Genomic DNA, 15,269 nt, shown 5'->3' on the forward strand with positions numbered 1-15,269 from the left:
GACGTAAATAGGTCGGAGGTATTACGTCCGACCGTAATTCAGCAGCGTGTTCCCGCCACTTGACTGGGTTGACTCATCGGATCTATCGGGCCTAATCTGAGCGAGCCGCGCAGGTCGCGGTGATGCGCGCGTGGACGCATGGCAGTTCTCACAGCACCTGGCAAGGCCGGTGATGGCGACAACCGGCCGCTCGGAACGGAGACTTCCTGTGTTACGACGCGCGTTAAAGGGATGGGCGTGGCTTACCGCGCTCGTCGTCCTCGCCGCCCCGGCGGTGGCGGTGAACCCGGCCTCGGCCGCGGCCACGTTCAACGTCCGCGACTACGGCGCGGCGGGCAACGGCTCGACCAACGACACCGCCGCCATCAACAAGGCGATCACCGCGGCCAACAGCGCGGGCGGCGGCATCGTGCAGTTCCCGTCGGGGACCTACAAGTCCAGTAACACGATCCACCTGAAGAGCAACGTCACGATCCAGCTCGACTCGGGCTCCACGATCATGGGGTCGAGCGCGAAGACCTACGACGCCCCCGAGTCCAACCCGTACGACGCCTACCAGGACTACGGGCACAGCCACTTCCACAACGCGATGATCTACGGCGACCGCCTCACGAACATCGGGTTCACCGGATCGGGCACGATCGACGGCGGCGGCAACCTCATCACGGGCAACCCCTCCTCCGGCGAGGCCGACAAGATCCTCTCGCTGACCAGGTGTGACGGCCTGACCCTCAACGGGGTCAAGTTCCGGCGGGGCGGGCACTTCGCGATCCTCACCAACAACTGCAACAACATCACGTCGGACCACCTGCGGATCGACACCGCCAGTGACCGCGACGGCTGGAACGTCATCAGCGCGCAGAACGTCACCGTCACCAACGCCGACATCGCGGCCAACGACGACGCTCTCGTGTTCAAGAGCGACTACGCGCTCGGGGCCAAGCTGCCGAACGGGCACGTGACGGTCACCGACTCCCACCTGTCGGCGCAGTGCTGCAACGCGCTGATGTTCGGCTCGGAGACCTGCGGCGACTTCACCGACTACCAGTTCTCCCGGATCAACATCACCGGCGCGCAGAAGTCGGGCCTCGGCCTGGTGTCCATGGACGGCGCGGTCATCACCGACGTCCACTACCACGACATCACCATGACCGGGGTCAGGTCGCCGATCATGCAGAAGGTCGGCACACGGAAACGATGCGGGAACAGTCCGGGCGTGGGCCGCATCAGCAACATCACCTACGAGAACGTGACCGGCACCGGCGCCAGCCCGTCGTTCAGCCCGACGCTGTGGGGCGAGTCGGGGTCCAACCGGATCAGCGACGTCACCTTCACCAACGTCCACCTGACCGTGCCCGGCGGCAACGGCACGATGTCGACCGGTGTGCCGTCCAACGACCCGAACAACTACAACCCGAACAGCATCGGCACCCGGCCGGCCTACGGGTTCTACATCCACAACGCCAACAACATCACGTTCAATGACAGCTCGGTGGAGTTCGCGTCCAACGACGGCCGTCCCGCGATCATCGCCAACACCGGGAGCTCGATCAAGTTCAACCACTTCACGGCCGAGCGGGGCACCAGCAGCCCGCACGACATGGGCTTCCAGTCCGTCACCGGATACTGCGTGGCCGACAGCGCCAACACCGCCGGCGGAGCCCTGCGGATCAGCAACACCAGCTCCACGGAGAGCTGCCCGACCTCGGCCGACTTCTCGCTGGGTGTCACCCCGTCGAGCCAGACCGTCACCGCCGGGTCGAGCGCCACGTACACGGTCAACACGTCCACGGTGTCCGGCTCCCCCGGCCCGATCACGCTGAGCGCGAGCGGGCTTCCGGCCGGCGCGACGGCGACCTTCAGCCCGAACCCCGTGACGCCGGGGAGCAGTTCGACGCTGACGGTCGCCACGGCGGCGTCCACGCCGGACGGCTCCTCCACGCTCACCGTCACCGGAACCGCCTCCTCGCAGACGCACACCGCGACCGCCGGGCTCACCGTCGGCACCTCCGGCGGTGGCGGCACCACCGTCACGGCCGAGGCGGAGAGCGGCACGGTCACCGCGCCCATGCAGGTGGCGAGCGACGCGGCCGCGTGGGGCGGCCAGTACGTCACGGTCGCGCCGGGGAACAACAGCACCGGCTCCGCGCCCTCGAACGGCTCGACGGTGATCCCGTTCAGCGTCTCGGCCGCCGGGACCTACCGGTTCTGGGGCCGGGTCATCGCGCCCGCCAACACCGATGACTCCTTCTGGGTCAGGGTCGACGGCGGATCCTGGGTGAACTGGAACGACATCACCACGGGCGCGGCGTGGCACTGGGCGCCGGTCACCAACGACGCGTCCTCGGACGCGCCGATCACCGCAAGCCTCTCGGCCGGCTCTCACACCCTCACCGTCGCCTACCGGGAGGACGGCGCCAAGCTGGACCGCGTCCTGATCACCGATGACGCCGGCCTGGTTCCGGCCAACGACCCGCCGCCGGCGGGCACCCGCTACGAGGCGGAGAACGCGACGATCTCGCAGGGCGTCGTGGAGTCCAACTGGGCGGGCTTCAGCGGCACCGGCTTCGTCAACCTGGACAATGTCGCGGGCAGCTACGTCGAGTGGACCGCCAACGCCGACGCGGCGGGCACGGCGACGCTGAAGTTCCGCTTCGCCAACGGCACCACCGCCGACCGTCCGATGACCATCACGGTCAACGGCACCACCGCGGGCACCCTGACCTTCTCGCCCACCGGCGCGTGGACGACCTGGCAGACCGCGACCGTCACGGTCCCGCTGAACGCGGGCGCCAACGTCATCCGGGCCACCGGCAGCACGGCCACCAGCGGCCCCAACCTGGATTACCTGGAGATCTAACCCAGTCACCACCCCCCGGCCCGGGCGGAATCCCCTCCCCCGTCCGCAAGCTCCCCCCGGGCCGGGGACCCCCCCTCCGGCGTGATCAGGCACGGGTTCCCGCGAAGGCCGATCCACCTGCCCAAACACCGGCCGTGATCATGCACGGATTCCCGGATACAGGCAATGACCTGCGAAAACACCAGTCGTGATCATGCCAGCGAACCATCAGAGTGATCCACTGAGATAGCGCTCGGCCAGCTCGCAGGCGCCCCGGGTGTATCCGGCGCCGAGCTCGCGGGCGAACTCCACCCCCGTGTGGGAGCCGATCCAGGCGACCAGCAGGAGGCGGCGGAACATGACGAAGGTCCAGATCTCGTCCTCGTCGTCCTTCGGTAGATCCAGGACGGTCCGGTAGCCGCGGAGCCAGGAGTCGATCATCTGGGGCACCTGGGGATGGTGTTCGATGAAGCTGACGGCCGCGCCGAAATCGTAGAGGTACCACCCCAGGCCGCAGTCGTCGAAGTCGATGACGCTCGTGCCGGCCTGGCCGTCCACGAGCAGGTTGGCCAGGCGCAGGTCGGCGTGGATCAGGCCGTACCGCTCCCGCCCCTTGCCGAACCGCCCCAGCCGGTCGCGCAACGCCGCCTCCAGCCGGGTCAGTACGGCATGGGCCTCCTTGTCCACACCGGCCCCGTCCTGCCACCTCCCCCACCGGGCGATCGGGCCGAAGGCGGCGTCGCAGTCCCAGTGGAACCGGGTGAACGCGGACGGGCGGGCCCATTCGCGGGCGTGCCGGTGCATGCGCGCGGTGAGCGCGCCGAGCGGCTCGAAGTGCTCGGCGAGCCGGTCCTCGGCGGGCTCACCGCCGGGGAGGAACTCGAACATCACGCAGGCGCGTCGCTCGGCCCCCGGATCCTCCACGGTGACCACCCTCGACCCGTCGCGGGCGGGAATCACCGCGGGGGTCCTGATCCCCGCCTCCGCGCGCAGCGCCTCCAGCCAGTCGAGTTCGGAGACGATGGCGTCGAGCGTGTGGTAGCCGAGGCGGTGAACCCGCAGGATCGTGCGGGAGCCCGAGTCCTCGACCGCGAAGGTGGCGTTCTCCGACACGCTGATCAGCGTCACGGCGGCATGCGGCGAGAGGTCGTACCGCCGCAGGGCGCGGCGGGCGGCTTCCTCCACGCGGGCGAGCACGCCGGCTCCCCCGGACAGGTCGTGGACCTCCATGCGTCCTCCTTCAGTGGGGCGCGAGGCCGTCCAAGACCAGGGGGAAGAGGTGCTCATGCCGGGCGAGCACTGCTCCACGTGTTCGGATCACCGCCCCGGACTTTACCGAAGGAGCGGCGACGCCGGAAGCGACGATTGCGCGGCGCGCGCGTCCGGCGGCACACCAAGCGAGCTCGTCCTTAGCGTCGCTCAGGACTGAGGTCCGACCGGACCGTGCGGTTTGCGTGGTGAAGATTACGAAACACCACAGGTCTTGCCCGGACAAACCAGCAAATGGCACCATTTCCGCACATCAAGGCGAGATATCGCTATATCGACCGATTTCTCCGTAAGGGATCTTTTTGAGCACTTTTGAGCAAGAGGTCGGCGCGCCCGCCGGGACGCCGGGCGTCAGCCGCCTCCGCAAGGACGCCGTCGGCCTCGTCGGCGTGATTTTCATGGCGGTCGCCACCGCCGCCCCGATCACCGCCATGACCGGCAACGTCCCCATCGCCGTCGGCTTCGGCAACGGCCTGGGGGCTCCGGCGGGCTACCTCTTCGCGACCATCGTTCTGACCATCTTCTCGGTGGGCTACGTCGCGATGGCCAAGCACATCACCTCGGCCGGGGCGTTCTACGGCTACATCTCGCACGGCCTCGGCCAGGTCGTCGGCATGGTGGCGGGCCTGCTCGCCACCATGGCGTACGTCGTGTTCGAAGCGTCCATCATCGGGTTCTTCGCCTACTCGGCCAACGACACGTTCAAGACCCTCGCGCACGTGGACATCCACTGGCTGTGGTTCGCGCTCCTCGGCCTCGCGCTCAACGCCGTGCTGACCTACTTCGACATCAACCTGACCGCCAAGGTGCTCGGCGTCTTCCTCGTCACCGAGATCCTCATGCTCGGCCTCACGGCTACCGTGACGCTGTTCCACGGAGGCGGCCCGGACGGGCTGATGGTCTCGTCCATCAACCCGGTGAACGCCTTCACGACGAACGGCCTCGCGGCGGGCGCGGTCGGGCTCGGGCTGTTCATGTGCTTCTGGTCGTGGGTCGGCTTCGAGTCCACCGCGATGTACGGCGAGGAGTCGCGCGACCCCAAGCGGATCGTTCCCAGGGCGACGCTGGTCTCCGTGGTGGGCATCGGCCTGTTCTACACCTTCGTCTCCTGGATGGTCGTCGCGGCCAACGGCGTCAAGGCGCCGGAGATCGCCGCCAAGGAGTTCGCCGGGATCTTCTTCAACCCGACCAGGGAACTCGTCGGAGTGTGGGCCGTGGACCTCTTCAAGGTGCTGATCCTGACCGGGTCGTTCGCCTGCTCGATGGCGTTCCACAACTGCGCCTCGCGCTACCTGTACGCGCTGGGCCGGGAGGACCTGATCCCCGGCACCGGCCGCACGCTCGGGGCCACGCACGCCAGGCACGGCTCCCCGCACATCGCCGGGTTCGCGCAGACGGCGATCTCCGTCGTCATCGTCCTCGCGTTCTTCTTCGCCGGCATGGACCCGTACATCCACATCTACACGCTGCTCGCGGTGCTCGGCACGCTGGCCATCCTCATCGTGCAGTCGCTGTGCTCGTTCGCCGTGATCGGCTACTTCCACGTCAAGAAGAAGCACCCGGAGACGGCGAACGTCTGGCGCACGCTCCTCGCTCCGCTCGCCGGCGGCCTCGCGATGATCTACGTGGTCCTGCTGCTCTTCCAGAACCAGGAGGCCGCGGCCGGCGACGCCTCCAAGAGCCTGTTCTTCACGCTCATTCCGTGGATCGTGCTCGGCTTCGCCGCCCTCGGAGCCGGGCTGGCCCTCTACCTGAAGGTCAGGAACCCGCTGAAGTTCGACATCATCGGCCGCATCGTCCTCGAGGACACCGTCGAGCGCGACTAGTGCCCCGACCGGCAAGGTTTGCCCGGAAGGAGCGGTGTCCAGGGTGGTGCATCGCAAGGCGGAGGAGGAGGTCGTAGCGGAGCCTACGGCCGACGACGACAACGCGGCGAGGTGCCGCCCCGGGCGACGCGACGGGGCAAAGATTGACGGGAGGGGCACTAGGTCACGCGAGGGCGGCGTCGATCTCGGGGCGGTGGGGCATGGACGTGCTCGCGCCTTCCCGCTGGACCGACAGCGCCGCGGCGGCGGAGGCGAACCTGAGCGCGTCCTCGGGGCAGAGCCCCTCGGTCCTCGCGACCGCGAGCGCCCCGGCAAAAGTGTCCCCCGCCGCCGTGGTGTCCACGGCCTTCACCGGTACGGCGGGCGCCCAGAGGCGGGTGCCGTCGCGGGAGCCATACAGCGCGCCCTTGGACCCCAGGGTGATGACGGCCTCCGGGACCCGGTCCAGGAGGGCCTCCAGGGCCGCGTCAGGGGCCGCCAGGCCGGTGATCGCGGCCGCCTCGTGCTCGTTGGGCACGATGAGGCCCACCGCGTCGAGCAGCTCGCCCGGGAGCGGCACGACGGGCGCCGGGGTGAGGACCACCGGGACCCCGGCCACCGCGGCCGCCCGCGCGGCCGCCACGACGGCCTCCATCGGCAGTTCGAGTTGGAGCAGGAGGGCGTCGGATCGCGCGATCACCTCGGCGTCCTCGGGGGTGGGGCCGGTCACGGCGCCGTTGGCCCCGGGCACCACGATGATCGAGTTGGCTCCGCTGTCCTGGACGACGATGTGGGCGATTCCCGACGGTCCGGGCGCCACCCGCAGGCGGCCGGTGTCCACGCCCGAGCCGGCGAGCGCCGCGCGCAGGCCGGACCCGAAGGCGTCGTCGCCCACGGCGCCGACGAAGGCGACCTCCGCTCCGGCCCGCGCCGCGGCGATCGCCTGGTTGGCCCCCTTGCCTCCGGGGATCGTGCGGAAGGCCCGCCCCGTCACGGTCTCCCCCGGCCGGGGAGCCGTCGCGACGTAGGCCACCAGGTCCATGTTGGCGCTGCCGAATACCGAGATCACGAGCCGTCCTTCCTGGAGCCCAGACTGGAGCGCCCCGCCGTTCAGGGCCGCGGACACCGATCCTGCCGTGCGGCCCGGCGACCCATGTCCCAGCCCCCGTGTGCGGGCCGTACGGCTCGCTGGTCACCCCTCGGCAACAAGCCGCGCGTTGGTTCTGCTATTCGAGCAGATTCGCCCTAGAATCCGCCGGTGTGAACGAAGGTCACGAGGAGCCGCCGAAGCTCCCAATCCGGGAGCGATCCTCCCGGCCCGGGACCGGCCGCCACCGACGGCCGCTACCGGCGAACCTGCCGCCGGACGCGCCCGCTCTGGTCCTGGCGGTGCCCGGCAAGGCCGAGGAGGTGGCGGCCGAGGTCGCCGCCATCGTACGGCTGGACAACCCCCAGATAGACCTTCGTCTCGTCTCGCTCGGCGACGGCGGCGCCGACCTGACCCAGGAGTTCACCGGCATCGCCGCGGAGCGCCCAACCGCCGGCCCCGCCGCCGTGGTCGTCCCCCTCGTCACCGGACCCCACCCGCGGGTCCTGCGGGCCGTACGGGACGCCGTGAGGCAGAGCGAGGCGGCCGTCAAGATCACCGGACCGCTGGGGCCGCATCCGCTGCTGGCGGAGGCGCTGCACGTCCGGCTGTCGGAGGCGGGCCTCGCCCGCGCGGACCGCATGCGGCTGTTCAACGTCACGTCGCCGGTCGACGGGATCATCGTCGCGACCGCGGGCGGCGACGAGGCCGCGCGGGGGGCCGACGCGACCGCCGTGCTACTGGCGGCCCGGCTGACGCTTCCGGTCGTCCCGGCGGCGCTGGACGGCGTGCCGACCGTGCGGGACGCGGCCGAGCGGCTGCGAAAGATCGGCGCCAACCGGCTGGCCATGGTGCCCTACGTCATCGGGCCGGAGACCGACCAGGAGCGGATCACGGCCGCGGCGGAGGCCATCGGCGCGGGCTGCGCCGCGGCGCTGGGGGCCCATGAGGCCGTCGCCCGGATGGTGTGCGTGCGCTACGGGGCGACGTTCGGAGGGTTCGAGGACTTCGACGACCTGGCGGAGTAGGGGCGCGGTGCATGATCACCGCTGAGGTCGTCGCGGCTCAGCGAGCATTCACAGGAAACCGTGCATGATCACGCAGAGGGTTGGCGCAGGTGGGGATGGTCCTGCGGGAGCCTGTGCATGATCACGCACGGGGAAGGGGGTGCGTGATCATGCACGGCAACTGGGGTTATGGGAGTGGGCGGCGGGCTGTGAAGCCGAGCTCGCTGCGGTGGTACCACCCCAGGTCGGTCTCCCCCTCGATCCAGCAGAGCCGGACCGAGACGCCGTCGAGGACGGACGGGAAGTCGATCAGCAAGGGCGCCGTTCCCTTGATCTCCATGCCTTGTGCGGCGAACCAGCTGAGGAGCTCGTCGATCCGGGCCTCGAGCGCCTTGGACTCGGGGAGCCCGCCGATGGCGGAGACCCCCGACTGTTTCAGGTCATAGGTGAGCTCGGCCAGGTCGGCCCTGACGGCCACCAGCTCCCGGACGTGTTCGAGCACCGTTGGCATCAGTGCCTTGGCCTCGTCTACGGTGAAGATCCTGTCCACCTCCCGGACGCCATCGCGTCGCGACAGTGCGTAGTGTGATTGACGGCTGCCATGATCAAGGGACGATCAGGGGACGAGCACCGCCCTGCCGAGGACGCGCCCGGCGGCCACCTCGTCCAGGGCGTGGGCCACCTCCTCAAGGGGGAACCGGCGGACCTCCAGCCGGATCCGGTCTTGCGCCGCGAGATTCATCAGCTCGGTCAGCTCGGTGTGGGTGCCGATCTGGTTGCCCAGCACGGTGAGCTCCCGGTTGATCATGTCGAGGAAGTCGATGTGCGTCCCGCCGCCGTAGCCGACGATGGAGTACACGCCGCCCTTGCGGAGGGCCGCCAGCGCCTCCTGAGGGACGTCGTGCTCGCCCACCAGGTCGAGCACCGCGTCGACGCCCCCCGTTCGCGCGACCATGTCGGCCACACTCTCGAAGACGGCGTCGGGGCCGTACGTCTCTGCCCACCTGAGCCGCTCGGCGCTGTTGTCCACGACGACCACCCGCGCGGTCGTGTAGAGCCGCAGCAACTGGATCGCGAGGTGCCCCAGGCCGCCGAAGCCGATCACGGCGACCGTGCTCTCCGGGCCGCTGTACGGGCGCAGGTGCGCCGCCAGCCGCTTGACCGCGTGGATCGCGGTCAGCCCGGCGTCCGCGTGGGGGGCCACCGCGGCGGGGTCGGCGCCCTCGGGCAGCTTCACCAGGGAGCGGGCGCTGGTCAGCATGTACTCGGCGTAGCCGCCGCCCCAGCCGTCCACGCCGGGGAAGCGCCAGGTCGGGCAGCGCATGTCGTCGCCCGACCGGCATGCCGTACAGAACCCGCAGGTGACGGCGGGATGGACGATCACCGGGTCGCCGGGGGCGAGCCAGCTCACCGCCGACCCGACCTCGGCGACGTATCCGGCGTTCTCGTGCCCCAGCGTGTACGGCAGGGCCGGATGGAACGCGTCGGCGAGCCCGCCTTCGAGGATGTGCAGATCGGTCCGGCAGATGCCGGCCCCGGCGATCCGCACCACCACGTCGAGAGGATGGGCGACCACCGGCTCCGGCACCTCGGTCACGCGGACCGGGGTGTGGTACTCGATGACCTGCACGGCCTTCACGACGACACATCCCAGCTCAGCGGGGCGCGCTGGATGCCGATCCAGCGGCGCTGGGTGAACTCGTCGATGTCCTCCTCGCCCGTGGGGCGGCCCATCGCGTCGTTCACGTGGACCATTCCGGAGCGGACCCGCTCCGCGAAGGCGAGGCCGCGCATGAGGTCGCCCGTGTAGACCGAGTTGACCAGTGCGGGGCACTGGTTGGTCAGCTCCAGGGCCTCCTCCTCGGACGAGACGACCGTGATCGCGGCGACCGGCCCGAAGGTCTCCTCGGTGAACAGCGGCATGTCCGGGGTGACTCCGGTGACCACCGCCGGCCGGTAGAACAGGCCGTCGTGCGTGCCGCCCTCGACCAGCCGGGCGCCCATCTTCACCGACCGGGCCACCAGGTCGGCCACCCGGTCCCGCTGGCCCTCGCTGATCATGGGGCCGAGCCGCACACCGGCGTCGAACGGGTCGCCCACGGTCAGCGCGCGGGCCTTGGCCACGAGGGCGTCCGTGTACGCCTCGGCGACCGACTCGTGGACGATGTGCCGGCCGGCCGTGATGCACGTCTGGCCCTGGAACTCGAACGAGGCCCACGCGCCGCAGGAGGCCGCGGCCTCGACGTCGGCGTCGTCCAGCACGACGAGCGCGTTGTCGCCGCCCAGCTCCAAACTGGTGCGCTTGAAGTCGCGGGCGGCGATCCGCGCCATCAGGCGGCCGATCTCGGTCGAGCCGGTGAAGTGGATCATCGCGACATCGGGGTGCGCCGCCAGCGGCTCGCCCGCGTCGGGACCGTCGCCGGTCACGAGGTTGATCACGCCCGGGGGCGCTCCGGCCTCCTCCAGCACCTCCACGAGCAGTTGGCCGCCCGCGATCGGGGTGAGCTCGGCCGGCTTGAGCACGACCGTGTTGCCGAGCGCCAGCGCGGGGCCCAGGGGGCGCAGCGCGAGGACGATCGGGAAGTTCCACGGGATGATCGCGGCGACGACGCCGAGCGGGACGCGCTGGTTCAGGATGAGCTTGCCCGGCTTGAACGCCGGGAGCAGGTCGCCGCCTGCGCGCCTGGCCAGCGAGGCCGACTCCAGGAACTTGCCGATCGCGGCGTTGATCTCGCCCCTGGCCTTGCCGCGGACCCCTCCGGTCTCGCGCATCAGCATCTCTTCGAACTCGCCGGCGCGCCGCTCCAGGATCGCCGCCGCGCGGCGAAGCACCGCGGCGCGCTCCTCGCCCAGCAGCGCCGCCCACGCGGGCTGTGCCCGTACGGCGGCCGCCACGGCCCTGTCCACGTCGGAGGCGTCACCCAGGGCGTACGTGCCGATCTCGGCGCCGGTGGCCTTCTCGGTCACGGGCGCGGTGGCCGCTCCGGGAACCCAGGAGCCGTCGATGTAGTGCCTGCCGTCGGAGATTCTCATTTATTTGATTCCTCCTGCCGTGACCCCGGCGACCACGAGCCGCTGGGACCACAAGAACACGATCAAAGGAGGCAGCATGGCGAGCGTGGAGAACGCCATCGCACCGCCCCAGTCGCTGGTGTTGGCGCCGAAGAAGCCCCACAGGCCCGTGGTCACCGGGCGCATGCTGTCCTCGGTCGCCAGCGTCAGCGCGAACACCAGGTCGCCCCAGCCCCACAGGAAGGCCAGCACGGCGACCGTCGCCAGCCCCGGCCGCGCGAGCGGCACGATGACCCGCAGGAACGCGCCGAACTCCGAGCACCCGTCGATGCGGGCCGCCTCCGAGAACTCCTTGGGGATGCGGGCGAAGGTCGGCCGCAGCAGCACGATCGCGTACGGCAACGCGAGCGTGGTGTCCGCGAGGATCAGCCCGATGTAGCTGTCGGTGAGGCCCAGCCGGCCGAAGATCACGAACAGCGGCGTGGCCAGCATGATGGCCGGGAACATGAGGCTGCTGAGGCTGAGCGTCATGAGCAGCGACTTGCCCCGCAGCCGGAGCTTCGCCAGCGCGTACGCCGCGGGGGCGGCCAGCGCCAGGGTCAGGACCATCGTGCCGGTGGCCACCACGAAGCTGTTGAAGATGTAGCGGAGCACCCGCGGGTCGCCGAACACCCGGTCCATCCACGACGACAGGTCGATGTCGATGGGCACGATCTGCGGCGGCACCGCCCGGATCGCCGGCTGCGTCTTCACCGACGCGGTGACCATCCAGTAGATCGGGAACAGGTAGACGGCGACGAGGCCGATCCCGACGACGGTCGACCATCTGGCCGACCGCCGGGCCGGCCCTCTTGCCTGCATGGTCCGGCTGCTAGGCGGCATGATCCTCCTCCCTGCGAAGGGCGGCCAGGTAGAGCAGCGAGAGCACCAGCAGCACCAGGAAGATCACGTTCAGCACGGCCGCGCCCTTGCCGAACAGGAACTGGAGGAACACCAGCTTGTAGGCGAGCGTCGGGAGCACCTCGCTGGCGTTGGCCGGGCCGCCCTGCGTGGCGATCCAGATCAGGTCGAAGTTCTTGAACGTGAAGATCAGGCTGAGGATCGCGGCCGCCAGGAACGTCGGCCGCAACAGCGGCACGGTGATGTGGCGGAACCGCCGCCAGCCGGTCGCGCCGTCGATCTGCGCGGCCTCGTGCAGCGAGTGCGGGATGGCGGTGAGCCCGGCCAGCAGCGTGACCATGGCGAACGGGATGCCGAGCCAGACCTGGATCCCGATGATGGCGGGCAGCGCCCACGTCCGGTCGGCCAGCCAGTACACCGGCTCGTGCTGGAGCCCCAGCAGCGAGAAGACCCAGTTGACGAACCCGGTCCTGCCGTCGAGCAGCCACCGGAACACCTCGGCGGAGACGACGATCGGGATCGCGTAGCCGATGAGGTAGAGCGAACGGGTCGTCGTCGCGCCCGGGAAGGAGCGGACGTAGAACAGGGCGAGCGCCAGGCCGATCAGGAGTTGCAGGGCCACCGCCGCGAGCGCGTAGATGACCGAGTGGACGGCCGCGTCGACGAACTGGGAGTCGCCGAGCGCCTGCCGGTAGTTCTCCAGCCCGACCCACTGGCCGTCGCCGCTGAGCAGGTTGACCGCGGTGACGTCCTTGAAGGACGTCAGCACGTTGAGCACCATGGGGTAGGCCAGGAGCCCGGCCATGTAGACGAGGGCGGGCAGGACGAACAGGTACGGCGTCAGGGCGCGGCGGAACGCCGCGCCCCTTCTCTTCGGGGAGGGCACGGCCGCCCTGGCGGGGGCCGTGCCCTTCTCGAAGGACGCGTCGTGCTTCACGAAGGTCGTTCCCGGCTTCATGAATCGCTTCGCATCATGCGTTGTTCCATCTCATGAGGTGCCGAGCAGGGGCTGGATCTTGCCCTTGGCCTCGGCGGCCGCGTCCTGCGGGCTCTTCGCCCCGGAGAGGACCTGCTGCTCCATGGTCCAGACGACCTCGGAGATCTGGGCGTACTTCGGACCGTAGGCCCCGCGCGGCCGCGCGGACGGCATCTGCTGGGCGAACGCCTTCACCATCGGGTGCCAGAGCCAGGCCGGGTCGTCGAGGGTGTCCTTGCGGTTCGGGATGCTGCTCAGACCCTCGGAGATCTCCGTACGGCTGTTCGCCGGGTCGGCGAGCCAGTCGGTGAGCTTCCAGACGGCGTCGACGTTGGCGTTCTTGCCGACCGCCCACACCTCGCCGCCCAGCGGGGAGGCGGTGCCGCCCTTGCCGGCGGGCCACGGGCTGACGTCCCACTCGAACTTGCCCTTCTCGACCGAGCCGAGCACCCACGGGCCGTTGAACATCATCGCGCACAGGCCCGAGCCGAACTGGTCGCCCACGTCGGACTGGCCCCACTGAAGGACGGACTTCGGCGCGCTCTTGTCCTTGTTGACCAGCGCGTCCACGTAGGTGAGCGCGTCGACGCTGGCCTGGTCGCCGAGGGTCGGGACGTCGCCGCCGGCCTGCCAGATCATCGGCAGGAACGTGAAGGTGCCCTCCTCGGTGGGCGCGGCGGAGAAGCAGATGCCGGAGTGCTTGGAATCGGTCAGCTTCTTGGCGTCGGCGCGCAGCTCGTCCCAGTTCTGCGGGGGCGTGGAGAGCCCGGCCGCCTTGAACAGGTCCTTGTTGTACCAGAGCGCCGTCGTGTTGCTCCGGAACGGGACGCCGTAGAACTTGTTGTCGAACTGCACGCTCTTGATGACGAAGTCAAGGTACTTGTCCTTGCTCGCCCACGTGGACATCTTGCTGGTCAGGTCCGCCAGCGCGCCCTGGGAGGCGAAGACCGGCACGTCGCTGTTGTCGATGGCGGCGATGTCGGGGAACTTGCCCGTCGCGGCGGCCTGGAGCAACTTGGTGCGGAAGTCGGCGAAACCGATCGCGGTGCGCTGGATGTCCACGCCGGGGTGGGTGTCCTCGTACTTCTTGATCAGCGCGTTCACCGCCGCGTCGGACTGCGGCGAGTAGCCGAAGTAGTCCCACCAGGTGATGGTGACCTTGTCACTGCCCCCCTGGTCCTGCTTTGGTGTGTCACCACCGGATCCGCCGGTTCCGCACGCGGTCAGAGCGGATAAAGCGGCGATCGCGGCGACGGCGCGACAGGTCCAGTTCATTATGAGGTCTCCCTTTCAAGGAAGCGGCGGTATTGATCCCGGTCCACCGGGAGGTGAACCTCTCCGCGCTCGTCGGCGGAGAGCTGGATGGCGTTGGCGAGTTCCACTGACGCCAGTGCCGAACGGCCGGCCCCCAGCGGAGGCTCCTCGCCCCGGAGTGCCCGGTCGAGGTTCTCGTAGAGGTCGGTGTGAGTCCCACGACGTCCGGTCACGGATTCGAGGCGCTCCTCCGACGGCGCGGCGTAGGGGTCGCCGGGGTCGGCCGCGTAGTCGCGGAAGTCCACGGCGCTACGCCAGAGGTCGAGTCTGCCGGGGGTGAGCCGCATGCGGCCCGCCGTGCCCGTCAGCTCGATGCGCTGGACCTCGTCGGCCGCCGCCGTGGTCACGTGGAGCGTGCCGTACGCCCCACCTGTCCATTCGAGCAGCGCGGCCGCCGTGTCCTGGGTCTGGACGGGATGCTGGACGACCCGGGTCCGCGCGGTGACGCGGTCCGGGAGGCCGGCGAGCAGGCACAGCAGGTCCAGGTCGTGCTGACCCTGGTTGACAAGCACGCCCCCGCCCTCCCCCGCCCATGTTCCGCGCCACGGCGCGGTGCCGAAGTAGGACGACCGGCGTGGCCACGACGACACCAGCTCGACGCGGCGGACCTCCCCGAGGAAACCTTCCGCTATCAGCCGCTGGGCGTGCCGCACCTCCGGCCGGGCCCGTTGCTGGAGCGCGACGGCGAGCAGGCGGTCCGCCCGCTCGGCCTCCGCGCACATCTGGTCGGCGTCGGCCGCGGTGACCGCGATCGGCTTCTCGACCAGGACGTGTAGGCCGGCCCGCAGGCACCGCACCACGAGATCGTGGTGCAGGCGATGCGGCGCCAGCACGACGGCGACGTCGGCGGGCTGCGCCAGCAGCTCGTCCAAGTCGTCGAAGGCGGAACAGCCCAGCTCGGCTGCCGCCCGTTTGGCCTTCTCGGTGTCCACATCGTGGACGCCCACGACGGACCCGCCGATGGCGGCCACACCTGGAAGGTGCATGTGCCAGACGTTGGCACCCACACCGACCACGACCAGTCGCATGTCGATCTCCTTGGTGACGCTTCAGGGAGGGG

General features: G+C 69.9%; 12 protein-coding genes. 3 read left to right on the forward strand and 9 right to left on the reverse strand.

Annotation, left to right across the window (positions count from 1 at the left end; genetic code table 11):
* Positions 1-208: 208 nt before the first annotated feature.
* The gene (locus tag ABH927_RS08880) at positions 209-2,860 is read left to right on the forward strand and encodes a glycosyl hydrolase family 28 protein (protein ID WP_370019758.1); all 2,652 of its coding nucleotides are present in this window, start codon (positions 209-211) and stop codon (positions 2,858-2,860) included.
* A 207-nt stretch (positions 2,861-3,067) separates the two neighbouring features.
* Here ABH927_RS08880 and ABH927_RS08885 read toward each other — a convergent pair whose 3' ends face one another.
* Positions 3,068-4,069 carry a phosphotransferase enzyme family protein gene (locus tag ABH927_RS08885; protein WP_370019760.1) on the reverse strand — a complete coding sequence of 334 codons (1,002 nt, stop codon included), beginning with the start codon at positions 4,067-4,069 and terminating at the stop codon, positions 3,068-3,070.
* A gap of 341 nt (positions 4,070-4,410) precedes the next feature.
* On the opposite strand from ABH927_RS08885, the gene ABH927_RS08890 reads away from it, so the two are divergent.
* Positions 4,411-5,934 (forward strand): APC family permease, encoded by a 1,524-nt coding sequence (locus tag ABH927_RS08890; RefSeq protein WP_370019762.1) that lies wholly within the window; start codon positions 4,411-4,413, stop codon positions 5,932-5,934.
* A 163-nt stretch (positions 5,935-6,097) separates the two neighbouring features.
* On the opposite strand, the gene rbsK is transcribed toward ABH927_RS08890, so the two are convergent.
* Complete coding sequence (gene rbsK / locus ABH927_RS08895; RefSeq protein ID WP_370019763.1) at positions 6,098-6,982, reverse strand: ribokinase; 885 nt, start codon at positions 6,980-6,982, stop codon at positions 6,098-6,100.
* Between the two features lie 191 nt (positions 6,983-7,173).
* Here rbsK and ABH927_RS08900 point away from each other — a divergent pair, with 191 nt between their 5' ends.
* The gene (locus ABH927_RS08900; RefSeq protein ID WP_370019765.1) at positions 7,174-8,028 is read left to right on the forward strand and encodes a sirohydrochlorin chelatase; all 855 of its coding nucleotides are present in this window, start codon (positions 7,174-7,176) and stop codon (positions 8,026-8,028) included.
* Positions 8,029-8,194: 166 nt separating this feature from the next.
* On the opposite strand, the gene ABH927_RS08905 is transcribed toward ABH927_RS08900, so the two are convergent.
* From ABH927_RS08905 to ABH927_RS08935, 7 genes are all read right to left on the reverse strand, one after another.
* Positions 8,195-8,557, reverse strand: a complete 363-nt coding sequence (locus ABH927_RS08905; protein WP_370019767.1) for a DUF2203 domain-containing protein — start codon at positions 8,555-8,557, stop codon at positions 8,195-8,197.
* Positions 8,558-8,623: 66 nt separating this feature from the next.
* A complete protein-coding gene (locus tag ABH927_RS08910) occupies positions 8,624-9,646 on the reverse strand; it encodes an NAD(P)-dependent alcohol dehydrogenase (protein ID WP_370019769.1) in 1,023 nt (340 codons plus the stop codon).
* Positions 9,643-11,040, reverse strand: a complete 1,398-nt coding sequence (locus tag ABH927_RS08915; protein WP_370019771.1) for an aldehyde dehydrogenase family protein — start codon at positions 11,038-11,040, stop codon at positions 9,643-9,645. Before ABH927_RS08915 ends, ABH927_RS08910 begins: the two co-directional genes overlap by 4 nt.
* The gene (locus ABH927_RS08920; RefSeq protein WP_370019773.1) at positions 11,041-11,901 is read right to left on the reverse strand and encodes a carbohydrate ABC transporter permease; all 861 of its coding nucleotides are present in this window, start codon (positions 11,899-11,901) and stop codon (positions 11,041-11,043) included.
* Positions 11,891-12,877, reverse strand: a complete 987-nt coding sequence (locus tag ABH927_RS08925; RefSeq protein WP_370019775.1) for a carbohydrate ABC transporter permease — start codon at positions 12,875-12,877, stop codon at positions 11,891-11,893. Before ABH927_RS08925 ends, ABH927_RS08920 begins: the two co-directional genes overlap by 11 nt.
* A 30-nt stretch (positions 12,878-12,907) precedes the next feature.
* Positions 12,908-14,170: an ABC transporter substrate-binding protein gene (locus ABH927_RS08930; protein WP_370019777.1), complete on the reverse strand. Its 1,263-nt coding sequence runs from the start codon at positions 14,168-14,170 to the stop codon at positions 12,908-12,910.
* Positions 14,170-15,237, reverse strand: coding sequence for a Gfo/Idh/MocA family protein (locus tag ABH927_RS08935; protein ID WP_370019779.1), 1,068 nt, complete (start codon positions 15,235-15,237; stop codon positions 14,170-14,172). The genes ABH927_RS08930 and ABH927_RS08935 overlap by 1 nt, the downstream gene beginning before the upstream one ends.
* Positions 15,238-15,269 lie beyond the last annotated feature (32 nt).

The sequence above is a fragment of the Planotetraspora sp. GP83 genome, from assembly GCF_041262585.1.
Taxonomy (GTDB): domain Bacteria; phylum Actinomycetota; class Actinomycetes; order Streptosporangiales; family Streptosporangiaceae; genus JAOEGB01.